Source organism: Caballeronia sp. GAWG1-5s-s, assembly GCF_023631445.1.
Lineage (GTDB): Bacteria > Pseudomonadota > Gammaproteobacteria > Burkholderiales > Burkholderiaceae > Caballeronia.
The window spans coordinates 264,900-291,440 of the sequence record NZ_JALQDC010000033.1; the positions used below are offsets into that span (position 1 = coordinate 264,900).

Consider the following 26,541-nt stretch of genomic DNA (forward strand, 5'->3'; position numbering starts at 1 on the left):
TTACGCTATAGCGGATTAGCCGGAAGGCTTCGATGAATAGCCATCGAAGCCATTGCAGCTTCACCCACTGCGACGCAGATCTGATTGAGTGAATTCACTGCATCGCCCGCAGCGTAGAGCCCGTCCAAACTCGTGCGCTGATGCTTGTCGGTCACGATCATTCCGTCGCTGTCTCGCTCTACATCCAGGCCACTCAACAGGTCGTTTTGAGTGAGGCAGCCGAGTACCGGATAGATGGCATCGAATGCATGTCGGTGACCATTTTCGCAGGCGACGTTCAGCGGCGCCTCGGTGCTGTTCGGTAGATCGAGCGCCACAGTCGCGATCAGATCGATGGCATGCTGTGACGCGAGGGCACGCTCGTCTTGTGTCAGCGCATCCAGATCGGACGCGATGACTGCTACCTGCTGACAGAACGTGCGAAAGAACACCGCATGCGATAGCGCGCGTGACGCCGGACCTAGCATTCCGATTCGCTTGCCTTGCGCTTCGAATCCGTCGCATATCGCGCAAAAACGGAGCAATCCGCGCTGCGTCAGCCGCACGGCCTCGTCGACCGGCGGAAGTTTGTCGCGAATTCCACAGGCGAGTAGTGCGCGATGTGCGATCAGGGTGCGGGACGATGAATCGCCATTGCTGCCGTATTCGACGAGGAACCTGCCGTCTGCCTCTTTGATCGCCGTCACGCGTCCTTCGATAATGGGCACGTCGTAACACTCGATCTGACGACGCATCTTGGCGAGCAGTTCGTTTCCATTGATGCCGTTCTCGAAGCCAGCAAGGTTGCGCACGATGGGAATAAGAGACGCTCTGCTGTGACCGTCGTCGATCACGATCGTCGAGCGCCTAAATCGCGCGAGATACAGGGCAGCGGTGAGGCCAGCAGGACCGCCACCGACAATAATGCAATCGATCGGATCGTTCATCGATGTCTTCGTTTTCGGTCGATAGACCTGCGTTTTGCGTATGGGAGTGCGCACGCCGTTGTCGGACGTGCCGCTTGCGTTTCGGAATGCGTGAGCAATAGCGATTCCCAGCATGAAGAACGGCGGGTCCATCTGAGACGAGCGCCGGGTGGCGATGTCTCTATAGAAATGAAACGATCGGTGACTTTTCCAGGCGGGAAACCAGTAGGCGGAGATCTGGAAAGAATGACCGGCGAACGGCAAGTCACTAATGTTTGTTCTTATCTACTCGTGCGCCGTATTCGAAGCAGGCCAAAACGACAATGCCCACTTAAGAGTGGGCATTGCGTTTTTTTCAAGGAACGCAGCTTTAGCGTTCTGCTCGCTCGACGTTGAGCATGTTCTTGGGAATCGCCAGAATCAGAACGCAACTGACGAGTAGGCAAGCCCCGAGTGCATACGTCCCGTTATTGATATTCCCGGTCAAGTCCTTGGCGACGCTCGTAATCATCGAGCCTGTAAAGCCCGACAGGTTGCCGACAGAGTTGATGAGCGCAATGCCTGCCGCTGCTGCCGTGCCGGACAGAATCTGTCCGGGAAAGGTCCAGTAGATTGGCATCAGGCCGAGGATCGCGCAAGTCGCAACGGTCAACAGAAAGATCGACAGCGGCACATTGTTCGCGAAGTGAGCGCTGAGAATAAGGCCCAATCCACCGATGCACGCCGGAATGGCTGCGTGCAGGCGCCGCTCGCCCGTCTTGCGTGAGTGTGCCCCGTTCCAGCTCATCGCGACGACGGCGCACATATACGGAATGGCCGTCAGTAATCCGATGTTGAACGTGCTCTTCACTCCCGAGGCTTTAATGATCGACGGCAGCCAGAATGCCAGACCATAAAAGCCCGTGTTGAACGTCAACAGGATGAACGTCAGCAGCCAGACGCGCGGACTCTTGAGCGCAGCAGCGACGCTATGCGTCTTCTTGGCGCTTTCCTGTTGAAGGTTCTTGTGCAGCAATGCCTTTTCCGCGTCCGTCAGCCATTTGGCGGACTGAATGCCATCGCCCATGCGGAACAGCACAACGAATGCGACCAGTATCGACGGAATGCCTTCCAGCAACAGCATCCATTGCCAGCCACCCATGCCAAAGAGCCCGTGCGTGTGCTCCATCAGCCAGCCTGACACCACGCCGCCGAGGGTAAGGCTTACCGGAATCGCGATCAGGAACCCGGACATGGCGACGCTTTGACGCCGGGCGGGGAACCAGTAGTTCATGTACAGGATGATGCCCGGGAAGAATCCCGCTTCGCACACGCCAAGCAGGAAACGAAGGATGTAGAACATCGTCCCTGTTCCGACATGGAAGAAACTGGCCAGCGGCGAAATGAAGGCGAGCGCCGAAGACACGATGCCCCACGTCACCATGATCCGGGCAATCCAGAAGCGCGCGCCGTACTTGTGGAGCAGCAGGTTGCTCGGCATCTCGAAGAGGAAATAGCCCCAGAAGAAGATGCTTGCGCCGACTGCGTAGACGCTGTCGCTGAGCCCGAGTGCATCCAGCATCTGCAGCTTCGCGAAGCCGACGTTGACTCGGTCCAGATAGGCGACCACGTAGCAAAGCAGCAGCAAGGGCAAAATGCGCTTCAGGACTTTCCGGTACAACTGGTCTTCGGCCTCGTCCCCGACGGCTGCCCTGGAGGCGGCAGCCTGAGTGATGGTTGGCATCGTATTTGTCTCCGTACTATGTGTAGTCAGCTAAGTCGTGGCTTGCGCCTGAAGGGGCGCATCCTCTGCATCTTCGAAATGAGTACCGTTAGTTACCGGTAACATCGAAGGCTGGCGGGGCCGGATCGGATGATATGTTATCGGTAACAAAGGTAACACGATCGCATCTCGTGCCGCAAGCTGCGGGAAGTGCCGAGTGCGACAGCGAGGTCCGCGCAACCCGGCTATGCGATAGGCGCCTCTCAGGCTATGTCTTCCGCAGAACCGACTCGGATCGCAAGCTGTCTTCGATGAACTGGATCAGCGCGCGCAATGCGCGGCCGTTGTTCGCTGCCTCGCCATAGACGGCGATTTCGCATGCGGGCAGCGGCGGCAAGTGCGGGCTCAGGTCCCGCAAGCCCGGGTTCCGCGCGAGCGATGACTGCCCCAGTATGGCAAGGCCCGACCCTGCGGCAATGGCCGCCTCGACGCCGAGCAGACTGGTGCACGCGTACACGACGTCGGCGGGACGTCCGACGGACGCGAGCGCATCGATGGCCATGCGCCGATAGGCACACTGCGGAGGCAGCGCCACCAGCGGAACCGGCCCGCTGTTGCCGAGCTCGAAGTCATCGGCTGCGACCCATCTCAGTGGCTCGGTCCACACCACGCGTCCCCCGCGTTCATCTCCCTCGCGGTTAGCGACGACAACCTCCAGCGCTCCGGATCGCATGTGCTCAAGCAGATCGGCCGACAGTCCCACTTGAACCTCGAGTCGCACCTTGGGATGCGCTTGCCTGAAGCGCGTCAGCACGCGGGGCAGATGATCCGGCACGAACAGTTCGCCGATGCCGAGCCGTATCGTCCCCGTCGCCTCCGAGGCCCGCAAGTGCGCGAGCGCGGCGTCGCTGTCGCGAACGAGGCGCCGGGCGTAGCCCAGCAGCAGTTCGCCAGCGGGCGTGAGTGTCGTGCGGTGCGCGTTGCGCTCGAACAGCTGCTTGTCTAGCGCTTCTTCGAGCTTCCGAATCTTGAGGCTGATGGCCGATTGCGTCCGTCCGACACTGGCCGCCGCCGCCGTGAAACTCCCGCCGTCCGCAATAGCCAGAAAGGTTCGGAGACTGTCGAGATCGAGCCGAGGCGTCGTCATTGCGATGTGCGCGGAAAAGAAAGGCTGGATCTTAGCATTAGCCTCGCTCATGCACGGGATTGGAATTAGTCGTTTTGCAAATGCTGTGGCGGGCGCTATCGTCCTTGTTCCGGATAAGAAGGTCCATCTATGAAAGCTTTTGTATTGAACGAATTCGGCGTCGAAGGGCACGTGCTCGATACGCTTCCGATCCCCGAGCCCCAAGCAGGCGAACTGCTCGTCGCCGTGCACGCCTCGGGTGTCAACCCGGCGGATCTCAAGATCAAGGCGGGCGAACTCGGCCCGGCCGCGCCCGCGCTCCCGGCGATCCTGGGCATGGACTTCGCCGGCATCGTCGCGAAGGTCGGGGCCGGCGTCGAGGATTTCGACGTGGGTGACGCCGTGTACGGCTGTGCTGGCGGCGTCAAAGGCAGAGCCGGATCGCTCGCCGAATACATGGTGGTCGACGCGCGCCTCGTTGCCCCGAAACCGGCCCGCCTCTCGATGCGTGAGGCCGCCGCCCTCCCGCTCGTTGCGATCACGGCCTGGGAAGGTCTCGTGGATCGCGCGAAGGTCAGCCTCGATGAGAAGGTACTGGTCCACGCGGCGGCAGGCGGTGTCGGCCATATCGCCATTCAGCTCGCGAAGATCTTCGGCGCTCGGGTGTTCGCGACCGCATCGACGCCCGAGAAGCTCGCGCTGGCCGAACGCCTCGGCGCCGTCGCGATTCCCTATCGCGACATGCCGACCGAGGACTACGTCGCCCGATACACGGATGGCCGGGGCTTCGACATCGTGTATGACACGGTGGGCGGGCCGACGCTCGAACAGTCCGCCATGGCGACTCGCCTGTATGGGAGGCTCGTTACTTGCGCCGCGTGGGGGCAGCACAATCTCGCGCCGGTGCTCGGGCGCAGTCTGGACCTCATCGGCATATTCATGTTGTTGCCGATGCTGACGGGCGCGCGGCTCGAAGACCACGGCGTCATCTTGCGCAAGATTGCCGCGCTGGTGGATGAAGGCAAGCTGTCACCGGTCGTCGATTCCGTCCGCTTCCAGCTTGCGGACACCGCAGCCGCTCACGCACGCCTGGACAACGGCGAAGCGGTGGGCAAAGTCGTTATCGATATCGTCAATTGAAGAGGAGCAGGTCTCATGTCCCAAGAAGTCACTGTCGTCGCAACGGTTCAGGCGCGAGCCGGGATGGAAGCAGAAGTAGAAGGCATCATCAGAACGTGCGTTTCCGCCACGCGTCACGAATCCGGCTGCCGGCTCTACACCGCGCATACCGACCCGCAGCATGCCGGGCGGTTCGTGTTCATCGAAAGATGGGCGAGCCGCGAAGCGCTTGCCAAGCACGAGCAGGAACCGCATTTTCTCGCCATGGCCGAGGCGTTCAAGACGCGCCTTGAAGGGCCGATCGAAGTGCAACTGCTTCGCGAGCTGGTGTGACTCGCTAGATAGCTATGTGGCGCGTTGAAGCGCTGGCGGCCCTTCGCGTGGGCCGCCGCTTGGCTTTCGCATGAATCTGCGAAAGCGTGATCCTATCCGACGCAAATGCCCGGCACGGCGACCTTCTGAAAGAGATGCGGTGAAGTCATCGCCGACGAAGGGTAGGCGGCGAGGCTCGCCCTGAAATCCGGATGACCGAATGCCGCTCGAAAATGCGCGTTCGACTCCCACACGGCATAGTTCAGATACGTGGGACTGTCTCCGACTGCCCGGTGCAGTTGCGTCGAAATGAAACCCGGCTGCCGCTTCATAAATGCCGCGTCGTCCTGCCAGACTTTCAGAAAGGCTCGCTCGTCGGCCGGGTCCAGCGTGAAGACATTCACCAGAACGACAGGGGCAGCGTCGATGCCAAGTTGACGCTCGATCGGGAAAGAAGGGTCAAGCGGTTTCAATTGCAGCATGGTCAGCTCCGTTGGTCGAAAAGACAATGACAGCGATGATGGAATTGAGGGCCGCGTCGCTGCTCCCACATCTGATCGGTCCCGCCCTGCCGAACCAGACATCGATAAGCGCCCCGCTTGGCAAAGGACTTGCTTCAAAGGCCGCCACCCCCGTTCGCCGATGATCCTGTCATGCCGAGACCGTCGTTTTCCACGCAGCTTCTCACGCTCTGGGCTCTGATCGCGGTGCTGTGCGGTCTGCTGAGCGTCGCGGTATGGCTCATGTTGTCGTCGGCGCTGGGCGAGCGTGTCGTGGCCGCGAGGCAGCAAGCGGAGGCAGCGTGCACGGCGGTGGCGTCGCGCTACGACCTGTCGATGCAGCGTTCCGGCGAAACGAACGTCGACCTCATGCACGCGGTGCTCGATCTCGTGCTCGTGCAGACCGACGGCATTGAAGGCGGCTTCTGGACCAGCCAGCCGCCGTCGAATGCGTCCAACGGCTTCATCGCATACGCATTTCCTACCTATGGCGGCAGCGGCGTCAAGCGCGACATTCCCGAAGCCGAGACGCCGCTCATTCTTCGTACGCTCAAGAGCGCATCGAGCGCCGGAGCGTTGCACGCGGAAACCGTGTCGAGCGGAACGGACGCGGTGCTCGCGGTGGCCTGTCCCGTGCCGCGTCACGCGGCGCTGTTCGCATGGACGCTCACGCGCGCGCGCCCGCCGCTCGGACCGTACGGCGAGCGCGCCACCGCCATTCTGGCGGGCGTGCTTGCCGTCATCGTCGTGCTCGCGTTGTTTCTCGCCTTGACGCTGAAGCGCTGGCGACAGAACCTCGCGCTGCTCGAACAGTCGCTCGCGCCCGGCGGCGATTTCGAGCGCGGCAAACGGCTGGAGCGCATCGGCGAGCGCGATCTCGATCAGATCGTCGATGCGCTCAATCGTTACGCGGACCGCGCCGAGCGGCTCAAGCGCGACGCCGACGCGCTGAACCGCAAGCTCGCGCAGGCGGAACGCTTCAGCATGCTGGGAAAGATGGCCGCGCAGATCGCGCATGAGATCCGCAACCCGGCGGGCGCGATGCGTCTCAAAGCGGAGAACGCGCTGGCCGGTGACGGCGCGCGCCGCGAAGCCGCGTTGAAGACGATCATCCAGCAAGTGGGACGCATCGAATCGCAGGTGACGAGCCTGCTCGCGCTGACGCAATCGGTGACGGTGCACGCGCGCGAAGTCGATCTGCGCGCCTGGCTCGACGATATCGTTCATACGCACGAATCGCGCGCCGAAAGCAGGAATGTCGCGCTGAGTCTGGAAGTCGCACAGTGCGAGACGCCGCCGGTTTTCGACCCGGCGCAACTCGCCCGCGCGCTCGACAATCTCCTCGTGAATGCGCTCAGGCACGCGCCGTCGGGCGGCAACGTGACGGTTCGCGCATACGGCGTCGAAGAGCAAGAGGGCGAAAGGCTCAGGCTGGAAGTCATCGATAATGGAGCCGGCGTGGCCCTGGCCGAGCGGGAGCGGATCTTCGAGCCGTTCGTGACCGGCCGGCCCGAAGGCTCGGGTCTCGGTCTCGCTGTCGTGCGCGAGATTGCGTCGGCGCACGGCGGCCGCGCTTACCTTGCCGACGATTCCAACGTGACGCGCTTTGTGATCGACTTGCCATGGCGACCATCCTGATCATCGACGACGACGACGCGTTTCGCGAAGGCCTCGCGGAAACCGTGCAGGACCTCGGCCACTCGACGGCCGAGGCGCGTTCCGGCGAAGAAGCGCTGGAGCTCTTGCGCGGGCGCGCGGCGCCCGCCTGCATCTTTCTCGACTTCCGCTTGCCGGGCGCGGACGGCGTCGCCGTGCTGGAGACGCTGCGCGCGACGCCCGGTTTGCAGACCGTGCCGGTGGTGATGCTCACCGCGCACGCAACGAGCGACAACACCATCAGCGCCATGCGTCTCGGCGCGTTCGAGCATCTCGCCAAGCCGGTCGGACGCGACCAGATCGCCGCGCTGCTCGATCGCGTCCTGTCGGCGCAGATGGACGCGCCGGCCACGCGCGCGTTCGCGGACGAAGTCACGTCCGACGAGCCGCAATTGCTCGGCGTGAGCGAGGCCATGCGCGAGGTGCAGAAGCGCCTCGGCCGCGCCGCCGGCACGAACTCGACCGTGCTGATCACCGGCGAAACGGGAACCGGTAAGGAAATCGCCGCTCGCGTGCTGCATCGCGCGTCGGCTCGCGCGAGCGGTCCGTTCGTCGCCGTGAACTGCGCGGCCATTCCCGAAGATCTGCTCGAAAGCGAATTGTTCGGACACGGGAAGGGCGCGTTCACCGGCGCGCAGCGCGACAGGCGCGGGCGAGTCGAAGAGGCGCATGGCGGCACGCTCTTTCTCGACGAAGTCGGCGACATGCCGCTCGCCATGCAGGCCAAGCTGCTGCGCGTGCTGCAGGAAAGGCAGGTCACGCCGCTCGGCACGAACCGCGTCGTCACGGTCGATGTACGCGTGGTCGCCGCCACGCATCGCAACCTCGCTTCGATGGTCGAGGCGGGCACGTTCCGGCAGGACTTGCTGTTTCGTCTGAACGTGATTCCGTTGCACATGCCGCCGCTGCGCGAGCGCGTGGCCGATATCCTGCCGCTCGCCGAACACTTCCTCGCGGCGGCATCGAAGAATGTCGCGCGCAAGCATCTGTCAGCCGATGCTCAACGCCTGCTCGCCACGTTCGCCTGGCCGGGCAATGTGCGCGAGCTTGCCAACGCGATCGAACGGGCGAGCGCGCTCGGCGCCGGACAGGTGCTCACGCGCGACGACTTCGCGTTTCTGACCGCGACCGCGCCGCGAAACAACGCGGACGACGCGATTCCGCAGGCTTTGCTCGAGCTTCCGCTGCCGCAAGCGGTCGCGCAACTGGAGCGCGCACTGATCGTCCACGCGTTGTCGGCGTCGGGCGGCAATCGCGCCGAGGCGGCGAGGCGGCTCGGCATCAGCCGGCAGTCGCTCTATACGCGCATGTCGGCGCTCGGCATGTCCGAGGCTTCGGCTGGCGTCTGAAGTCGTCAAGGAACCGGACATGCGCTGTCGGGTTCCTTGACACATCGAGCCGCTTATTGGCCGCAGCGCATTGAATTCTCGGCGTTTGTCGATTGGCATAGGCCTTGCAGATCTCTCCTCGTCAAGCGTAAGGAGTGAATCATGCAATCGACTCGATACCCCAGCCCGAGAAGCGCCGTGCTCGCGGTCTTGCTCGCGGCGAGCGCCGGCTGCGCAGCGCAAGTTCCGCCGCCGTCCGCGGGAATGCCGGCGCCGCGACCGGTAGCGTCCGACGCTCCGCCGCCTCCTGTCGCCGGCGCGCCGATGCCTCCGCCTCCGCCTGCGCCGCCACGTCCGGGCGCAGCGCCGGTTCCGCTTGCCGACGCCGCTTCGATGGCGACCACGCAAGGCACGGTCGCGCGCTTCCTGACCAATCCTGACGGCGATGCCGACGGCTTCTTGACCGACGACGGGACACTGGTGCGCTTTCCTCCGCATATGAGCACGCAACTGACTTCGGCCGTTCGCCGAGGCGATGCCGTACAGGTGACCGGCCGGCGCGACGAAGACGGCAGCTTCGCGGCGCAACGCATCGTCGATACACGGAGCGGCCGGCAAGTGATTGACGAGCCGCCGATGCGCGGCGCGCCGGCGTGGCCCCGCGACGCACGCGCGGAAGGACTGTCGCGCCTGAGCGCGCAAGGACAGGTGGCGCGCGTCACGAGCGCGCCGCGCGGCGAACCCGATGGCGTAATCCTGTCCGACGGCACGGTCATCAAACTCACGCCACCCGTGGCTCAACGGTTCCCGGCGCTGGTTCGCGCCGGCGCGACCGTATCGGCGCAAGGCTACGGCACGCGCAATCAATACGGCACCGCGCTTCAGGCGACGGCATTCGGCACGCCGGGCAATCTGACGCCGCTCTACGACCGCGCGTCGCCCATGCCTTGACGCGGGCTATCGCAAGCGCCTATCACTCATACACATTAAGGACAACGAACATGCATTGGATCGACCCAGCAAGCCTTCCCGAAACACGCGGACACGTCACGCACTTTCTATTGAATGCTCACGGTGAAATCGACGGCCTCGTCATAGGCTCACGTCAGGTTCACTTTCCTCCGCATTTGTCGAAGCAACTCGCGCGGCATGTCGCGCTGGGCGATGAAGTGCGCGTGCGCGGCGTCAAGCCTCGCCATGCAGACATGATCGCCGCCGTTTCGCTGACGACGCGCCGCGGCGTGGTGATTCTCGACGACAGTCCGCATGCGGGCGGCGAGACGCATCACAAACCACACGTCGAACGCAAACCGATGGAAGCCTTCGGCGAAGTGGTGCTTTCCCTGTTCGGTCCGAAAGGCGAATTACGCGGGGCCTTGCTGGACGATGGCACGTCGCTGCGCATGCCGCCTCATGCCGCAGCGGAGCTGGCGGCTTACCTGAGTCCGGGCGCGCACGTTCACGCCTGGGGACTCGGCGTGAAGAACCGGCGCGGCCGCACGATCGAAGTCGATGAAATAGCCGAACTCATCGACGCGCCCGAAGCGGCCTGACGAGCTTTCCATTCGTTCAAGGAGCATGTGTCATGTTGAGCTGGGTGCACTTCGGGGACCTTCATGCCTCGGGCGACGACCAGTACGAGAGTCTCGATCATCTGAAGTCGATGATCCGCGTGATCAACCGCCACTTGTCCGACCGGGTGGACTTCGCGTTTCTTCCGGGCGACAACGCGAACAACGGCACGCCCGAACAGTACCGCAAGATAGCCGACGAAGTGGCCCGCCTGACGCTGCCGCTTCATGCGATACCCGGCGATCACGATTACGAGCCCGGCCACCTCGACGCCTTCAACGCCTTTGCGAACGCCGCGTTGCCGATGTCGCGCATCGTGAAGGGCCACCGGTGCGTCTTTCTGGACGTCGTATCCGCCGGACGCGGCGGGCCGGACTTCAGGCTGTCGGGTCCTGATTTTCAGTGGCTCGAGCAAGAACTCGCGCTATCCGCTCGCGACCCGGAGCCGCCCGTCGTCTTCATGCACGCCTATCCCGGCGATATCGCCGATGGACACGCGCTGGCTTCGGCGTTCGCGCGCGCGAACGTCGCGATGGTCGACACCGGGCACACCCACTACAACGAGTTGCTAAACGACGGCTGGGTCGTCTACGCGGCGACCCGTTCGACCGGACAGGTCGAAGAAGACGATGGTCGCCCGGGATTCTCGGTCGCGGCGGTGGATAGCGGTGTCGTCAGCTGGAAGTTCCACCCGCTCGATGCCTCGTGGCCCTTCGTCATGATCACGCGTCCGTCCGACAGGAGGCTGCATCGCAGCCGCTCCGCGCCGAGAAACGTGGACGCGACGCGCGTGCGCGTGCTGGTTTCCAATGACGACGTCGTGTCCGTCACCGGCCATCTCGACGGCATGCCGATTCCGTTCTCCCGGAGCGCCGACGAAACCGGCATCTGGCAAGCGGTTCTTCCGGCTGCCGCAACAGGTTACCGAGCGCGCCTGACGGTGACTGCCCGCACCGCTGACGGGCGAAGCGGCGAGGACGCGATCACGCTGCAACCGGCAGGGCATGCGGAGAAGCACCTCAGGCACTACGCCGCGCTCGGCACGGATGCGCACGCCGTGGAACCCTGGCCCGAGCACGGCATCCTCGGCTCGCAGCTCGGCCCCAACAAGAACGGTCGTCATTGGTGAACCATGAATCCCCAGTACGCGCTCGAAGGACTGAACTTCTTCATGGCCGATGTGCAGGCGGGCATCGGGCCGTTTCTCGGCGTCTTTCTGCAGGCGCAGGGCTGGCATCCCGAGGCCATCGGCACGGTCATGACGCTCGGCGGCATCGCGGGCATGCTCGCGACCTCGCCAGCCGGCGCGCTCGTCGATGCCACGCATCACAAGCGCGGCATCATCGTGGTCGCCGGGGTGATGACCACGCTCGCGTCGCTCGTGCTGTGGCTGTCGCATGGTTACTGGATCGTGGCGGCCTCGCAGATTTGCACGGCCGTGACGGGGGCCGCGCTCGGTCCGGCCGTGGCCGGCGTGACCTTGGGCATCGTGCGCGAAAAGGGCTTCGACCGGCAGTTCGGCCGCAATCAGGTGGCCAATCATGCGGGCAACGTGGTGGGCGCCGCGCTCTCGGGCTGGCTCGGATGGCGATACGGCTTCGGCGCGGTGTTCGTGCTTGCCGGCGTGTTCGGCATCCTGACGATCATCGCGACGCTGCTCATTCGACGCGACGCGATCGATCACGACAGCGCACGTGGTCTCGGCGGCGCGGCATCGAACGAGCATGAACGCGCGCATCAGCATGAGCATGCAAGCGGCTTTCGCGTCTTGTTGACCTGCCGGCCCTTGCTGCTGCTCGCGGCGGCGCTCGCCATGTTCCATCTGGGCAATGCCGCGATGCTGCCGCTCTACGGCCTCGCGGTCGTCGCGGCGCATCAGGGCGATCCGAGCGCGTTCACCGCGCAGACCATCGTCGTCGCTCAGCTCGTGATGGTGGCCGCCGCGTATTTCGCGAACCGCCTGATCCAGAGAATCGGCTACTGGGGCGTGATGCTCATCACGTTTCTCGCGCTGCCGGTGCGCGGCGTGGTCGCCGCGATGTTCATCACCGCGTGGGGCGTCTGGCCGGTGCAGGCGCTCGACGGCATCGGCGCGGGGCTGCAAAGCGTCGCGGTGCCCGCGCTGGTCGTGCGGCTCTTGCAGGGCACGGGACGGGTGAATGTCGGGCAGGGCGTCGTGATGACGGTGCAGGGTCTCGGTGCCGCGCTGAGTCCCGCGCTCGGCGGCGTGCTCGCGCAACACTTCGGCTACGCGAGCGCTTTTCTGGTGCTGGGCGCGGTATCGACGGGATCGCTCGCGCTGTGGCTCCTCTTCAGCAAAACGCTCAAGAAAGCGTGCGGCGTTCGCCGCGACGTCACTCACGAATCTCGTCTCGCCATATGAATCCGACCTTTCTCTCCTGGGGCATTGCGTTCGCCGCCACTGCCGGCGTGATCTTGCGGCCTTTCCGCTGGCCCGAGGCGATCTGGGCGGTGGCGGGCGCCGTCGTGCTCGTCGCGCTCGGGCTGCTTCCCGCGCAGCTCGCGTGGCAAGCGGTCGGCAAGGGCTCGGACGTTTATCTGTTTCTCATCGGCATGATGCTGCTGTCGGAACTCGGCCGTCGCGAAGGCCTTTTCGACTGGGTTGCGGCGCATGCCGTGAACTATGCCCACGGATCGCCTCGTAAGCTCTTCCTGCTCGTCTATCTCGTCGGTGTCGTGGTGACGACGTTCCTCTCGAACGACGCGGCCGCCGTCGTGCTCACGCCCGCCGTGTTCGCCGCCGCGAAGAAAGCGCGATCGAAGCCGCTTCCGATGCTCTATGTCTGCGCGTTCATCGCCAACGCAGCGAGCTTCGTCTTGCCGATCTCGAACCCAGCCAACCTCGTGCTCTATGCGAACCACACACCGGCGCTCGGTCTCTGGGTGGCGCGCTTCGCGTTGCCGTCGGTGATGTCGATCGTCGCCACGTTCGTCATGTTGCGCTGGACGCAGCGTAAGGCCCTGAACGGAGAATGCGCGCGCGACCTGCCCGTCGAAAGACTCAGCGCGAACGGCAAGGTCACGCTGGCGAGCATCGGCGTGACGGCGGTCGCGCTGCTCATCGTGTCGGCGTTCGACCTGCAACTCGGTTTGCCGACGGCGATTCTCGGCGTCCTGACGGCGCTCATCGTGCTGATCAAAGAGCGCGAGTCACCGGTCAAGCTCGTCAGCGACCTATCGTGGAGCGTGTTGCCGCTCGTCGCGGGCCTTTTCGTGCTGGTCGAAGTGCTCGATCACACGGGCGTCATACGCGAGATCTCGGCGCTGCTGAGACAGTCGACGCAACACGATCAGTCGATGACAGCGGCGGTATCGGGACTCGTCATCGCCTTCGGCAGCAGCGCGATCAACAACCTGCCCGCCGGGCTCATCGCGAGCGCGACGGCCTTGCAGGCGCACAGTCCGGAGCGCGTCATCGATGCCCTGCTGATCGGCGTGGACCTCGGCCCGAATCTCTCGATCACCGGCTCGCTCGCGACAATTCTCTGGCTGTCGTCGATTCGGCGCGAAGGCGAGGAAGTGAGCTTCATGCAGTTTCTGAAAGTCGGCATCGTCGTCATGCCTCCCGCGCTCGTGCTGGCGCTGGGCTGCCGCCTGCTGACCGGGCATTGATCTTCACAGACGGAGGACGAGAATGAGCAGCGCGTGGATCTATCCCTTCATCATCGTGGGCGGCATTCTTCAGGCTGCGGGCGCGCCGATCAATGGCGAGCTCAAGGCCGCGCTCGTCAATCCGTGGCTTGCGTCGAGCGTGTCGTTCCTGCTCGTCACGTTCCTCGCCATCGCCCTGTTCTGCATCCAGCCGACGCCGTTGCCGACGCTCGACGCGTTGCGCGGCATGAAGTGGTGGGCGCCGCTCGGGGGCATCGTAGGCGCCGTCGCGGTGTTTGCCGGTCTGACGCTCGTGCAGAAAGTGGGCGTCGGCACGCTCAATGGCCTGACCATCTGCGCGAATCTGGTCGCATCTGTCGCGATCGACCACTTCGGATGGATCGGCGTGGCCGAGCATCCGCTGAGCGGGCTGCGCGCGCTCGGCACCGTGTTGATGATCGCGGGCGTCGCGCTCGTCATGCGATTCTGAGGCTTCTCGACTGGCCGCTTCCTGGATGGTGCCAGCGCGCGCGCTCGTACTGCGCATTCGCTTCATGAAGCGTTCGAAAGGCGACCGCCTGCGGCGCGTTCAGCGGGACCGGGCGGCGCGCACCTGCTCTCGTTTCACTAGGTGGCGAGGACGGCGCTCTCGATCGCGCGGTTGAGTTGACCTACATCCACTGGTTTCGTGAAGTGGAAATCGAATCCGGCGTCCGCGGTGCTTGCCCGGTCTTGCGGCTGACCCCATCCGGTGATGGCGATGAGCGTCACGTCGTTCGTCGAAGGCGTTGCCCGGATGTGGCGAGCCACGTCGATTCCGCTGATGCCGGGCAAGCCGAGGTCGAGCAGAATCACCTTCGGGCTGTAGTGGCCGAGAAGCGCGACGGCTTCCTCGCCGGAATAGGCGGTCCGTACTTCGTGCCCCTCCATTTGCAGGAATGCCGTCATTGCGTCTGCTGCGTCGACATTGTCGTCGACGACCAGAATGCGATGCGTCGGAACCGACGAACGATCGGCAGCCGGGACGCGCGGCGAAGCCGGCGGTGACAACACCCGCGACGCGGCCGGAAGATGAATGGAGAAGCGGCTCCCCCGATCTTTTCCACCGCTCGACGCGGTCAGTCGGCCTCCATGCAGCTCGATCAGCGATTTCGACAGCGCCAGCCCGATACCAAGACCGCCCTGGCGGTGCTGATCGCGATTCACCTGCGAGAACATGGCGAAGATGGCGGACAACTTGTCCGGCTCGATACCGATGCCGTTATCCTCGACCGACAGGACGATTTCCGCGTCGTTTGCCGTCGCCGTGAGTTCGACGCGCCCGCCCGGCGGCGTGTATTTCGCGGCGTTCGTCAGCAGGTTGGCGAGCACCTGCGCGAGTCGAAGGCGGTCCGCCTTGATATGCAATGGCCGGGCGGGAGGCTTGATAACGAGCTCGTGCCCTTTGCCCGCGAGAATCGGCCGCGCGACCTCGAGCGCTTCGTCGACCACCTCCCGCAGCGCAACCGTTTCTCGGCGCAATTCCAGCGCCCCGCGCGTGATGCGCGACACGTCCAGCAGGTCGTCGAGTAAAAGCGCCATGGCGGCCGACTGGCGGCGCAGCACGTCGATGCACCAGCTTCTTCGTTCTTCGCTTAAGCTCGGCTGTTCGAGGATCTCGGCAACCTGCCTGATCGGCGCCAATGGATTGCGCAACTCATGCGCGAGCGTCGCAAGAAACTCGTCCTTGCGGCGGTCGGCCTCCGAAAGCGCCCGTTCGGCGCGCACGCGCGGCGTCACGTCGACAAACCAGGCGACGACGGAACCTTCCAGCGACGCCGCGACCACATGAAACCACTGCTCGCCGTTTTCACCCTCAACGCGTACGTCGAAGGCCTCGCGTCCCGGACGCTCGGCAAGCGGCGCGAGTCGCTCGAGCAGAACATCGGCGTCCCAGCCAGCCGGACGCACGAACGAAGTCGAACTGCCGATCACCACCGCAGTGTTCTGATTGAATAGCGCTGCGGCCGCCTCGTTGAGGTAGTCCCATCGAAGTTCGGCGATACGGCGTTCGCGCACGACGGGCGTGAGGATGCAAAACGGCACGCCGGCGCTGTCCAGCGCCACGTCGAACCGGTGCCGGGCGTCGCGCTCGACTTGCAAGAGGCGATTGGCGGCATCGCGGGTCGCTGCTTCTGCTTTTCCTGCGCGCCGGGCCACCTTGGCCAATTGCTGCCCGGCCGTGACCAGAAATGCGCCGACCACCGAGTACGCGAGCAGCACGATCTGATCGTCCTGCTGCGGGACCGCGAAACTGCCGAGAGGTTGCATCCAGAGCGCGCCGAACGCGATGCCGCTTACGAGAAGCAGCAGCCCCGACAACGCCCCGAACAGCACCGTGATGAGCGGAAGGGTGGCGCTGATGAAGAGGAAAGTCAGCCGTCCGTGCGCCACGAGCGTCAGCGCCTGCTGAGCCAGCAACACGACGGCAGTGGATGCAGCGCCGAACAAGAGGCGCTGCTTCAGGGGATGCTGTGCGATGCGAACGATCATCGCTTCGACTCCGGTTGTTTCAAGGTCTTTCGTTTCATGCTGGATGTCGTCGTCATACCTGTCGGTATCGTGCTGAGCGATGCTGATCGCTACGTTCGGACTCCGTGGAGTGATGACCGCTTGGTCATCCGCGCGGCAGACAAAAAAAAGCGCCGACTCCGTTGCGGGAGCAGCGCGGAAAGTTCGTCAAAAATCCGAGGGCCGTTGACGAACCTGAGAGAAATGCAATTGTAAGGACAACCCGGATTGAGGTCTAATACGGTGTGCTGATGCGTGCGATCACTGATTCTTATAGGCGGATCTTCTTACTACCCGCGTTCGATCCGGGTCTTTTACCAGTTCGCTCTGCGCATCCGACAAGACGATTCCGGCTTACCATGACGGGCATGAGCGAGTCAGGCGGGACGCTCGGAAAGGAAGGATCACTCATCATGCAGACACGAAACGCGGGTCAAGGCCGGCGCAATTTTCTTCGCAACTCTGCGGCGCTGCCGTCGACGTTCCTGCTGCTGGCGCTCGGCGATGCCTATGGACGGCCCGGCGAAGTCCCGGCGACGCCCGCCTGCGCAGGCGAAGACGCGCCGACGCGGCAGCAGACGGCAGGTCCGTTTTTCCTGCCGCACTCGCCGCAACGGGCATCGCTGCTCGAACCGGGCATCGATGGAACGAGGATCGTCCTCACTGGACGGGTGGTTTCGACGCAGTGCAGGGCAGTTTCCGGGGCTTTGCTCGATTTCTGGCATGCCGACGACGCCGGCGAGTACGACGTCAAAGGGTTCCGGCTCCGCGGCCATCAATTCGCGGACAGCGAAGGGCGCTACCGGCTGGAGACGATTCTTCCCGGGCTATACCCCGGACGAACACGACATATCCATGTGACGGTGCAACCGCGCAACGGGGCCATTCTGACCACGCAACTGTACTTTCCCGGCGAGCAGCGCAACGCGCAGGATTCCCTGTTCGATCGCCGGCTATTGGTGACGATTGACAAGGCCGGCGAGCGAAAAGCGGCCCGCTTCGATTTCGTCCTCGCTTAAGTAACGCGTGCGGCTTGCGAAGGCGCGGCGGTCCGCGCATGCACGCGTCACTGCGAGGCCCCGGAACGCTCGATGCGCCACAGTTGCGTCTGGAGGCGCGGGCCGTTTTCGGGCTTGAACCAGCTCATGTCCTGTATGTGGGAGCTCGTGATATAGACCGTGCCGTCGGGTCCTTCGGAAAACGTGTCGGGCCAGCGTAGCCGCTTGTCCTGAACGACGGTTGCGATGCGATCCCCGTCACGAACCTTGACCGCGTCCTGTTCGATAGCGCTCAAGTAGATCCGCCCATGGGCATCCATCCAGAGACCGTCCGTCGGCTCCGTCTGCGCGACAGGCTCCACGCGAGCTTCGAGGTCCTTCTCCGCGAGACGCGGGTTCTGCAATGCGTTCGTCGCGATCCGATAAAGCGTGCGGCCGGTCAAGGCTTTCCAGTAGAGCGTGCCGCCATCGGGCGAAAGCGCAAGGCTGTCGGCGGCGAATTCGACGCCACGTCCGTCGGGCCGGCGCAACTCGTGCCCATCGGTGCGTACCACGACGTCTTTCTCCGGCTGCGTGCTCGGGTGGCCGTCCAGAACCCGTCGAGCTTTGCCGCTCTGCAAGTCCACGACGACGAGCGCTCCCTTGGCCCCGGCATCGGTCAGATAGGCATACCGTCCGTCCGACGAGAAACGCACATCGTTCAGATAGCTCCCCTGAGGCGCGACGGTCTCGTCGAAGCGAATCACCTGCGCGACCTTGTTCGCCTTCAAATCGATCTTCACCAGCTTGGGGCCGCCCTTCACGACCAGTGCCGTCGCTGGCGCAGCCGGGTCGACGACCCAAAGATTCCCGCGCGCATCCGCCACGACGCTCTGAACGCACACGAAGTGATCACCGGCTGACACCTGGTTCTTCTTGGCGTTGCGCCACGAATTCCATTCTTCGTCCGGGTAAGGCTTGATCTGGCCGTCGGGCGTCAGTTCGGCAACCGAGATCGGCGCATCTTCTGTCCAGCGTGGGAAATTGACGAAGATGCGCCCATCCTTGGAAACGGTCACGCCTGTGACCTGATGCTCGAAGCTGGCGACCTGTTGCAGCCGGGCCGTGTCTGGCGAAGCGCCAGATTGCTCCTGAGCGAAGGATGCGTTCGCAACAAGTGTTATCGCCAGAATGGCGGATGCGGCTGTGAATCGGGTCATGGTTTATCTCCTCGGGCGGCACTTATGACAAGCGTCGAACTCACGGCGCGAACACGGCACGGACGCAGCCGTCGGTCTTGTGCTTGAACATGTCGTAGCCGCGTGGCGCATCTTCCAGCGAGAAGCGGTGCGTGGCGAGATATGCGGGATTCAATTCGCCTTTCTGTGCGTGCGAGAGCAGGCGATCCATATAGGCCTGCCCGTGCTGCTGGGCGCTGCGCACCGTCATGCCCTTGTTCATGATGGCGCCCATCGGAAACTTGTCGATCAGCCCGTAGACGCCGAGCACCGACAGCGTGCCGCCTTTGCGGCAGGCCATCACGGCCTCGCGCAACGCCTGGCCTCGGTCCGTTTCCAGACGCAAAGCCTGCTTGACGCGGTCATACGCGTATTGCGGCCCGGTGCCGTGCGCCTCCATCCCTACGGCGTCGATGCAAGCGTCGGGTCCGCGGCCGCCCGTCATTTCCATGAGCGTGTCGAGAACGCTGTCGACTTGCGTATAGTCGATCGTTTCCGAGCCGGCATGCTCGCGCGCCATCTGCAAGCGCTCGGGGAAGCGGTCGATCGCGATGACCCGCTCGGCGCCCATCAGACGCGCGCTTTGCTGCGCCATCAGCCCGACGCCGCCGCAGCCCCACACCGCGACGGTATCGCCCGGCTGGATGTTGCAGAAGTCGGCGCCCATGTAGCCGGTCGGGGCGGCATCCGAAAGAAACAGCGCGGTCTCGTCCGCGACGCCGTCGGGGATCTCGAAGCAGTCGTTGTCGGCAAACGGCACCCGCACGTATTGCGCGTGCGCGCCCGCATAGCCGCCGAAGGCGTGGGTGTAGCCGTAGATGCCGGCCGTCGTATGTCCGCCCAAAAGCGGTGCCTGTAGTTCGGGCTTCGGGTGCGTGTTGTCGCACAACGAGTAGAGCGAATGCTGGCAATACCAGCACTGTCCGCACACGATGAAGGAAGGCACCACGACGCGGTCGCCCTTCGCGACACGCTTCACCTCGGAGCCGATGTCCTCGATCACGCCCATGAACTCGTGGCCGATGACATCGCCGGACTTCATCGTCGGGATGTAGCCATCGATGAAGTGGAGATCCGAGCCGCAGGTGGTCGACAAGCTGACGCGCAGGATCGCGTCGTGAGGGTTGATGATCTCCGGGTCCTTGACCGTCCCGACGCGCAAGTCATTGACCCCGTTCCAGTACAGTGCTCGCATGCTCGTTCTCCTTAGCGCTTCGTTGCGCGAGCAGCGGGCTGCCGCTCAGTGGTAGGAATCTCGCCGGTTTCGACGAGGCTCTTGAAGCGCCGCAGCGCGTTGTCGGCGATCATGTTCAGCGGCGTGTCGCCCAACAGTTGGATCAGGCCTTGGCCGAGCGCGCCGCCGGGCGGATCGAAGCGAACATGCAGTGTCGCTACCGTGCCGCGGTCGTTCGGGGCGGCGTCGAAGCGGATGGAGCCCTCGTTCGGAATGGCGGCGCCGGGCAGCGAGCGCCAGCCGATGCTCCCGCCGGGTTCATCGACGATCTCCGATTCCCATTCATAGAGGCGACCGAGGGGCGTCTTTATCTCCCAGCGCATGCGGTTCTCGCCGATCGGGCGCAACGTCGCGAAGCCTGACAGGAGTTGCGGGAGCGTGCGGGGATCGAGCCAGCGTTGACGGAGCGCGTCCGCCGGCTTGCCGATGGTGATGGCACGCCTGGCCTCGGGCTCGGCGCGAGCACGCCCACTTTTCGCCTCGTCATGTGCTCTGCCGCGTTGGAGCGGGACACCGCGCCCCGCGCTCCACACGGCCGTGCCCGCGCAAGCCGTGAGCGCGAGAGCCACGGCACTGTTCTTCCGGCCTGCGAGTCCTGAAACGATGAGCGCCGCGCCTAGCGCCACCGGAATCCAACCCATGCTTTGCATGAGCTCGCCGGGCGAGACGCCCGACGAAATGTGGCCGCGCCCCGACGATCCGTGCGATCGGATAGCAACGATGTTGCTTGCCATGACTAATGCTCCTGGGAGTTCACTGCCTCGCTACGCGGAAGGGCTCCGTGCAGCGAGATCGCTGACAGGTAGCGCGACGTGCGTGCTCACGCCACGCGTGGCCATGAATCGCGGAACTGCGCCGTGGGCTGCATCGCCCAAGGTGTAGCGGGCCGGTTCGCGGTTTCATGGACCTCGACAAGTGCTTTTACTCCGTCGCCGCTACGATCGCGGCGGCGCTTGGCTAGCCTCCGGGATGCAGGACAACCTTGGTCCAGCCATGCTCGCGCACGTCGAAGTGTTGATAGGCGTCGGGCGCCTGGTCGAGCTTCAACTCATGGGAAACGATGAACGACGGCTTCGCGCGTCCCACCGAGATGAGGTCGCGCAATTGCCGGTTGTACGCCTTGACGTTGCATTGGCCCGTGGCGATGTGCTGGCCTTTGAACCAGCACTTGCCCCAATCGAACGCGATCTTCCCCTGCTTCGCCAGTTCGTCCTGCGCGCCCGGGTCCTCGGGAACGAACACGCCCACCACGCCGATCCCGCCAGTGAATTTGACCGACGACACCAGATTGTTCATCGTCAGATTGGGATGCTCATGGCGTTGCGGAGCCGGATCGTGACACTGGTAGCCGACGCATTCGCAACCCACATCCGCACCGATTCCGTGCGTCAGGTCCATGACGCGCTGCACCGGGTCTTCCTTGGAATAATCGATTGCAATGGCGCCGATCGATTCGGCCAGCTTCAGCCGGTCGGGATGGCAGTCCACCACCATGACGCTGCGCGCGCCCTTGATCATGGCCGAGTGCGCGGCCATGAGACCCACTGGTCCCGAGCCATAGATCACGACCGAATCGCCGGGCCGCATGCCGGCTAGTTCAGTGGCGTGCCAGCCGGTGGGGAAGATGTCGGAGCACATCACGTAGTCGGTCTGTTTCTCCTCGGCGCCCGGCGGCAGCTTCAAAGACATGAAATCCGCCCACGGCACTCTGAGATACTCGGCTTGTCCGCCCGGCCACGGTCCCATGTCCGCGAAGCCGAACGCACCGCCTGCGATACCCGGCCCGTTCGCGTGCAGGCAGAACGCGGTGAGGCCGCGCTCGCAGTTCACGCAGTGGCCGCAACTCACATTGAATGGCAGGCACACCCAGTCGCCGGGCTTGATGCGCTCCACGGCCGGTCCTACTTCTTCGACGACGCCCAGATTCTCGTGACCGAAGATGCGCCCTTGCTCGAAGTCGGTTCGGCCTTCGTACATGTGCAGGTCGGACCCGCAGATGTTGGTACTGGTAATTCTGACGATGGCATCGGTCGGGCGCTCGATCTTCGGGTCAGGCACGTCTTCTACGGCGACCTGGCGAGGACCGCGATATACAACTGCTTTCATAGTTATCTCCTGAAAAGGCGACTGCAAAGAGCCTGAGCCGCACAGAACTTGTGCGGCTACCGGCGTCGAACACCCGCAGGCGTACCTGTCGGACGGTTGGTCTCCTGATTCATCGGCACGTTGCTTTCGGCACTAACGTCCCTGTGGGCGAGCACATGAAGAAGTCTTTCGGACAGTACGGCAGCTCCATTTAAATTGTTCAATAGGAGTACTAAGTGCATAACGAAGCGCTATCTGATCGATGTCGCCTGTGCGAATAGGGCAGCGATCCGCGTGCCCGCCGGCTATCCGTGCCTTGTTGACTCACTAGTTCGGTACCATTGACTTCGGCAACTTACATCGAAGTTAGGCCTTGCCGCAGAATTACTGCGTCGGTCAATTGACGTGGTCGCGCGTGGTTAAAGTTTCCGTTACGGACCCGCCATGCACGGCTTGCCTTTAAGCGCGTGACGAAGCGTCGTGCCGCGTGGAGAATTGATGCGCCGGTCGCTTTGCAGGTTTTGCTAGACTGCTTGAAGGAAGTGGTTCGCGGACACGCCGTGCTTGCGTGGTGCGCGATCATTCTCGGCGACGCGAGGCATCTCGTCGCTCAGTAGTGCCGAATAATGAATGCGTGTGATGTCGACGGCGGCCCGGCTTGCTTGCCCTGCGGGCTGCCGCTGATGCGCCAATGGCGGTTCGGCGCATGGCCGCCGCTGCGCTATGGGCGCTTGCAAGCGACTCGTGAACGAGGGTTCTAATCAATCGCCAAGCAGTGCATGACGCAGCGCCGGTCGTCAGTGAACCCGAAATCTCGATCGAAAGATGTGTTGGCTGTGCAGTGCTTCTCTCGATCGCTTCAATGCGATGAGGCTGGATTGATAACTGGACAATAGCTTCTGGGAGTGTGTCGGGTCGTTGCCGGCCTCTATCTGCCTCAACAAGCGGTCCGCTTGCAATCGGACCTGTTCTTCGCAGTGTGCGATCGCCTTCTCGATTGCGCTGAGGCCAGGGGTTTCGCTATGTCGCAGGGCCGGCGCGCGCGCTTCGTTCTGTTCGTCGTTCGATTCGCGGACCGTTGGCGTGGCGCCGAGCTCGTTGATGGTTGGCTTTGCATCGAGTTCGGACGTCGCTTCGCCGTGAAAGTCAATCATGGCAATCTCTCAGGTATGCACGGACCAGCGCTCATGGGCGCCAGCCTTATTGGTAGTCGTCACGCCTCCGCCGCGTAAAAAGCGCTTGGCGAGAGGGGGCGCCGGTCAGTTCTTCGTCTGATATCGAGCCGCCGCTTACATTTGAATGATGTTAGCCGCCGAACTTTTGTCTGCGCAGACATTTAACATCTTTTACAAATCTTCAGGAGGCGCTTAAGCGCGGACGGCCTGTGTGCGACATCGCGTGGACTCGACAAGTGGCGAGCAGTCGGGCGGTCGCTTGCCCGTGGTTGATCAGAACGGTCGGCCTCGTTCACGGCATGCTGTCTGTCTATGCACGCCCGCGCCGCAAACCGCGAACGCAGTGTCCACGCAATGGAACTAGCGTTCGCCACTTCTCCCGAAGGGCGAACGATCATGCGGCGTCGACAGGACGTGCAGCCGACGCATGACGCTTGCGCCGGGCGCGTCCGTTCCGATGCCGGGTCGTCGGCTTCGCAGATCGATACGAGCAACGACGCGCTGGCGACCTGCGTTCGCAGCTTTCAATAGCGGCGAGCATCGGATTGCTGGCGGATGCCTTCAACGCCCCTTCCACGGCACGAGCCGCCGCTCCAGCGTGCGCATGCCGTAGTCGAAGATCCACGCAATCGCTCCGATCAGCATGATCCCCATGACGACCACGTCCGTGCGCAGAAAGCTCGACGCGTTGAGCACCATCTGGCCGAGGCCGGCCGTCGCGGCGACCATCTCGGCCGCGACGAGCGTCGTCCAGCCGAAGCCCACGGCGATGCGCAAGCCCGTCAGTATCTCAGGCAGCGCCGCGGGCAATACGACGTGCCACACCACCTGCCGGAAGTTCGCGCCGAGCGACCAGGCCGCGTTCACCTGCTCGGCGCTCGCGCTGCGCACGCCGGCACGGGCGGCCATCGCGATGGGCGCGAAGCACGCGAGCCAGATGACGACGATCTTCGCGGTCTCGTCGATGCCGAACCAGATGACGACGAGCGGCAGATACGCGAGCGGCGGCAGCGGCCGATAAAACTCCAGCGGCGGGTCCAGCACCCCGCGCGCAATGCGGCTCACGCCCATCGCGATGCCGACGGGCACGGCGGTGACGACCGCCAGCGCGAATGCGCCGAACACGCGGATCGCGCTCCAGAGCAGATGGTCGGAGAGCGGCAGGCCGCCCTGAAGACGGCCATGCCAGGCGTCGACGAATGCGCGCCATACCGCTTCCGGGGAAGGCAAAAAGAGCGGCGGCAACCACCCGAAATGCGTGGCGGACCACCAGAGCAGCGCGAGCGCAGCGACGCACAGCGTGCTCGGCACCGCTGTCGGTCCCGCGCCGGGCATGCCTCGATAGCGCGCGCGGCGTCTTGCGCGGGCGGCGCGCCGCGCCGGGTGCGACGCGGCCGTTGCGCCGGAGAACGACGCATCCGAAGCGGGCCGGTTCACGCCGCCTCCTTTTCCGTTCGATGCAAGCGACGCGTCAGCCGCTCGCGCCATTCGATGAACGCGGGCGACGACTTCACCGCGCGCGCATCGCGACTGCGAACGTACTCGCGCGCGAAAGGAAGCTCGTGCACCTCTTCGATGCGTCCCGGGCCGGGCGTCATCAGCACGAGCCGCGTCGCGAGAAAGAGCGCCTCTTCGACGCTGTGCGTGATGAAGAACACGGTCTTGCCGGTGCGCGCCCACACGTCGAGTATCAGCTCCTGCACGCTTTCGCGCGTGAGCGCGTCGAGCGCGCCCATCGGTTCATCCATCAGCAGCACTTCGGGATCGCTTGCGAGCGCGCGCGCGATGCCGACGCGTTGCTGCATGCCGCCCGACAGCGCATACACCTTCGCGTGTTCATGCTGCGCGAGGCCGACGAGCGCGAGCGTGCGCCGCGCGATCTCGTGGCGCTCGGCGCGCTTCATGCCGCGAAAACGCAGGCCGAGCGCCACGTTGTCGAGCACGTCGAGCCACGGCATCAACGCATGCTTCTGGAACACCACGCCGCGGTCCGCGCCCGGTCCGGTGATCGGCTCGCCATTGAGCGATGCCTCGCCTTCGGTCGGATCGAGAAAGCCGGCCAGGCAGTTGAGCAGCGTGGTCTTGCCGCAGCCGGACGCGCCGAGCGCCACGACGAACTCGCCGCTGCCGATGTGCAGATCGACGCCCATGAGCGCCGGCGTGCTCGCGCCTTCGTAAGTGACGCCGAGGTTGCGGATGGCGAGCGCCGTCATTTCGCGGCCTGTTGCGCGTAGCGTGGATCGACGCCGGCGGAGTAGTCGGCCAGCACGTTCTGGATGGTGCCCTGCTGCTTGAGGAACTGCGCGGTCGCGGCGAGCGACTTCGCTGCGCCGGACTGTTGCCCGCCGCCGAGCCAGGTCGGCGACGCCTGCTCGCTCGCGGTCGGGAACGCGTAGAGCGCGAGGCTCGCGGGCACGTCCGCCGCGTTCGCGCCGGACTCCTCGGCCACGGCCTTCACCTGTGCGGAGCCCGCGCTCCAGTCGGCTTTGTGATCGCGATATTGGGCGTCGGTATCGGCGAGCACTTTGACGAGGCCGGTCATGAACGCGGCGTTGTCCTGTGCGAACTTGCGCGACGCGACGAAGCCGTCGAAGGTCGCCTTGCCGGTCTCCTTTGCCACTTCGCCCGACGTGACGAGCACCTTGCCGTTCTGCTTGACGCGGGCGAGCACCGGGTCCCAGATGTAGGTCGCGTCGATGTTGCCACGCTCCCACGCGGCCGCCACTTCGGGCGGACGCAGGTTGACGATCTTCACCGCCGACGGATCGACGCCCGCCTGCTGCAATGCGACGAGCGCATGGAAATGCGAGGTCGACACGTACGGCACGCCGAGCGTCTTGCCCTTGAGATCGGCAAGCTTGCTCACGCCCGAGCCGTTGCGCGCGACGAGCGCCTCGGCGTCGTTGATGTTGTCGAGAATCCAGAAGAGCGACAGGTCGACGCCTTGCGAAAGCCCGGCCGCGATGGGACTCGATCCCGCCTCGCCGAGCTGTATGGAACCCGAAGCCAGCGCGCGGATAACGTCCGCGCCGCTGCCGAGCTTGCGATAGGTCACCTTGTAGCCCGTCGCCTTCTCCACGGCGCCGCTTGCCTGCGCATAGCGCCACGGCACGACCATATCCTGATAGCCGATAACGACTTCGCGTGTCTCGGCTCGCGTCGAAAGGGGCGAGAGGGCGGCAGCGGAGAGCAGAAAAGAAAGGGCGGTCGCGATCAGCCGGCGACGATGGAGCGTGTGTGTCATGGAGCGGGGAAGTGAAGTGATGTGATCGAGCCATCGACTATAGGCACTTCCCGTACCGCGGCTACCAATCTTTCATGCATAGGAAGGAAGCGCCGACGGCATAAGCGTTGTCCCGTTCTCGTGCTAGCCATATTCGTTGCGGGTTGAAGAGCAAAGTAGCAGCCGGTCCGAGCACGTTTTCGTGAGTTGCAGTACCGTGGCGCGAA

The 26,541-nt window shown here is 64.1% G+C and carries 25 protein-coding genes; 12 read left to right on the plus strand and 13 right to left on the minus strand.

The window, feature by feature from the left end:
- Positions 1–5 precede the first annotated feature (5 nt).
- The 3 genes from NCR34_RS25395 to NCR34_RS25405 all read right to left on the minus strand — a co-directional run bounded on the left by NCR34_RS25395 (position 6) and on the right by NCR34_RS25405 (position 3,925).
- On the minus strand, positions 6–926 hold the full coding sequence (locus NCR34_RS25395) for an NAD(P)/FAD-dependent oxidoreductase (RefSeq protein WP_248323916.1): 921 nt from the start codon (positions 924–926) through the stop codon (positions 6–8).
- Between the two features lie 349 nt (positions 927–1,275).
- The gene (locus NCR34_RS25400; RefSeq protein ID WP_248323917.1) at positions 1,276–2,628 is read right to left on the minus strand and encodes an MFS transporter; all 1,353 of its coding nucleotides are present in this window, start codon (positions 2,626–2,628) and stop codon (positions 1,276–1,278) included.
- A 247-nt stretch (positions 2,629–2,875) separates the two neighbouring features.
- Positions 2,876–3,925, minus strand: coding sequence for a LysR substrate-binding domain-containing protein (locus NCR34_RS25405; RefSeq protein ID WP_250501234.1), 1,050 nt, complete (start codon positions 3,923–3,925; stop codon positions 2,876–2,878).
- On the opposite strand from NCR34_RS25405, the gene NCR34_RS25410 reads away from it, so the two are divergent.
- Together NCR34_RS25410 and NCR34_RS25415 are read left to right on the plus strand one after the other, a co-directional pair.
- A complete protein-coding gene (locus NCR34_RS25410) occupies positions 3,884–4,873 on the plus strand; it encodes a zinc-dependent alcohol dehydrogenase family protein (protein WP_248323919.1) in 990 nt (329 codons plus the stop codon). The genes NCR34_RS25405 and NCR34_RS25410 overlap by 42 nt on opposite strands.
- 15 nt (positions 4,874–4,888) lie before the next feature.
- Positions 4,889–5,185, plus strand: coding sequence for a putative quinol monooxygenase (locus NCR34_RS25415; RefSeq protein ID WP_248323920.1), 297 nt, complete (start codon positions 4,889–4,891; stop codon positions 5,183–5,185).
- Between the two features lie 92 nt (positions 5,186–5,277).
- Here the strand turns inward: NCR34_RS25415 and NCR34_RS25420 are convergent, their stop codons facing one another.
- Positions 5,278–5,646, minus strand: a complete 369-nt coding sequence (locus tag NCR34_RS25420; RefSeq protein ID WP_248323921.1) for an antibiotic biosynthesis monooxygenase family protein — start codon at positions 5,644–5,646, stop codon at positions 5,278–5,280.
- A gap of 171 nt (positions 5,647–5,817) precedes the next feature.
- On the opposite strand from NCR34_RS25420, the gene NCR34_RS25425 reads away from it, so the two are divergent.
- The 8 genes from NCR34_RS25425 (at position 5,818) to NCR34_RS25460 (ending at position 14,322) form a co-directional block, all read left to right on the plus strand.
- Complete coding sequence (locus NCR34_RS25425; protein WP_248323922.1) at positions 5,818–7,302, plus strand: sensor histidine kinase; 1,485 nt, start codon at positions 5,818–5,820, stop codon at positions 7,300–7,302.
- On the plus strand, positions 7,287–8,669 hold the full coding sequence (locus NCR34_RS25430) for a sigma-54-dependent transcriptional regulator (RefSeq protein WP_248323923.1): 1,383 nt from the start codon (positions 7,287–7,289) through the stop codon (positions 8,667–8,669). Before NCR34_RS25425 ends, NCR34_RS25430 begins: the two co-directional genes overlap by 16 nt.
- A gap of 141 nt (positions 8,670–8,810) precedes the next feature.
- Positions 8,811–9,599: a hypothetical protein gene (locus tag NCR34_RS25435; protein ID WP_248323924.1), complete on the plus strand. Its 789-nt coding sequence runs from the start codon at positions 8,811–8,813 to the stop codon at positions 9,597–9,599.
- A gap of 50 nt (positions 9,600–9,649) precedes the next feature.
- Complete coding sequence (locus NCR34_RS25440) at positions 9,650–10,201, plus strand: hypothetical protein (protein ID WP_248323925.1); 552 nt, start codon at positions 9,650–9,652, stop codon at positions 10,199–10,201.
- Between the two features lie 32 nt (positions 10,202–10,233).
- Positions 10,234–11,349, plus strand: a complete 1,116-nt coding sequence (locus NCR34_RS25445; RefSeq protein WP_250501235.1) for a metallophosphoesterase family protein — start codon at positions 10,234–10,236, stop codon at positions 11,347–11,349.
- A 3-nt stretch (positions 11,350–11,352) separates the two neighbouring features.
- On the plus strand, positions 11,353–12,603 hold the full coding sequence (locus NCR34_RS25450; RefSeq protein ID WP_248323927.1) for an MFS transporter: 1,251 nt from the start codon (positions 11,353–11,355) through the stop codon (positions 12,601–12,603).
- Positions 12,600–13,853, plus strand: a complete 1,254-nt coding sequence (locus tag NCR34_RS25455) for an arsenic transporter (RefSeq protein ID WP_250501236.1) — start codon at positions 12,600–12,602, stop codon at positions 13,851–13,853. The genes NCR34_RS25450 and NCR34_RS25455 overlap by 4 nt, the downstream gene beginning before the upstream one ends.
- 22 nt (positions 13,854–13,875) lie before the next feature.
- A complete protein-coding gene (locus NCR34_RS25460) occupies positions 13,876–14,322 on the plus strand; it encodes a DMT family transporter (protein WP_248323929.1) in 447 nt (148 codons plus the stop codon).
- Positions 14,323–14,459: 137 nt separating this feature from the next.
- On the opposite strand, the gene NCR34_RS25465 is transcribed toward NCR34_RS25460, so the two are convergent.
- Positions 14,460–16,142: a hybrid sensor histidine kinase/response regulator gene (locus NCR34_RS25465; RefSeq protein WP_250501237.1), complete on the minus strand. Its 1,683-nt coding sequence runs from the start codon at positions 16,140–16,142 to the stop codon at positions 14,460–14,462.
- Here NCR34_RS25465 and NCR34_RS25470 point away from each other — a divergent pair.
- Positions 16,137–16,598: a hypothetical protein gene (locus NCR34_RS25470; protein WP_248323931.1), complete on the plus strand. Its 462-nt coding sequence runs from the start codon at positions 16,137–16,139 to the stop codon at positions 16,596–16,598. The genes NCR34_RS25465 and NCR34_RS25470 overlap by 6 nt on opposite strands.
- Before the next feature lie 197 nt (positions 16,599–16,795).
- Positions 16,796–17,401, plus strand: a complete 606-nt coding sequence (locus tag NCR34_RS25475; RefSeq protein WP_248323932.1) for a dioxygenase family protein — start codon at positions 16,796–16,798, stop codon at positions 17,399–17,401.
- A 47-nt stretch (positions 17,402–17,448) separates the two neighbouring features.
- On the opposite strand, the gene NCR34_RS25480 is transcribed toward NCR34_RS25475, so the two are convergent.
- The 8 genes from NCR34_RS25480 to tauA form a co-directional block, all read right to left on the minus strand.
- Complete coding sequence (locus NCR34_RS25480; RefSeq protein WP_248323933.1) at positions 17,449–18,579, minus strand: SMP-30/gluconolactonase/LRE family protein; 1,131 nt, start codon at positions 18,577–18,579, stop codon at positions 17,449–17,451.
- A 40-nt stretch (positions 18,580–18,619) separates the two neighbouring features.
- Positions 18,620–19,792 (minus strand): zinc-dependent alcohol dehydrogenase, encoded by a 1,173-nt coding sequence (locus NCR34_RS25485; RefSeq protein ID WP_248323934.1) that lies wholly within the window; start codon positions 19,790–19,792, stop codon positions 18,620–18,622.
- An 11-nt stretch (positions 19,793–19,803) separates the two neighbouring features.
- On the minus strand, positions 19,804–20,565 hold the full coding sequence (locus NCR34_RS25490; protein WP_248323935.1) for an SRPBCC family protein: 762 nt from the start codon (positions 20,563–20,565) through the stop codon (positions 19,804–19,806).
- A gap of 223 nt (positions 20,566–20,788) precedes the next feature.
- On the minus strand, positions 20,789–21,937 hold the full coding sequence (locus NCR34_RS25495) for a glutathione-independent formaldehyde dehydrogenase (protein ID WP_248323936.1): 1,149 nt from the start codon (positions 21,935–21,937) through the stop codon (positions 20,789–20,791).
- 776 nt (positions 21,938–22,713) lie between these two features.
- On the minus strand, positions 22,714–23,070 hold the full coding sequence (locus NCR34_RS25500) for a hypothetical protein (protein ID WP_248323937.1): 357 nt from the start codon (positions 23,068–23,070) through the stop codon (positions 22,714–22,716).
- 582 nt (positions 23,071–23,652) lie between these two features.
- The gene (locus tag NCR34_RS25505; protein ID WP_248323938.1) at positions 23,653–24,528 is read right to left on the minus strand and encodes an ABC transporter permease subunit; all 876 of its coding nucleotides are present in this window, start codon (positions 24,526–24,528) and stop codon (positions 23,653–23,655) included.
- Positions 24,525–25,304 (minus strand): taurine ABC transporter ATP-binding protein, encoded by a 780-nt coding sequence (locus NCR34_RS25510; RefSeq protein WP_175942752.1) that lies wholly within the window; start codon positions 25,302–25,304, stop codon positions 24,525–24,527. The genes NCR34_RS25505 and NCR34_RS25510 overlap by 4 nt, the downstream gene beginning before the upstream one ends.
- Complete coding sequence (gene tauA / locus NCR34_RS25515; protein ID WP_248323939.1) at positions 25,301–26,335, minus strand: taurine ABC transporter substrate-binding protein; 1,035 nt, start codon at positions 26,333–26,335, stop codon at positions 25,301–25,303. Before tauA ends, NCR34_RS25510 begins: the two co-directional genes overlap by 4 nt.
- Between the last annotated feature and the right edge of the window lie 206 nt (positions 26,336–26,541).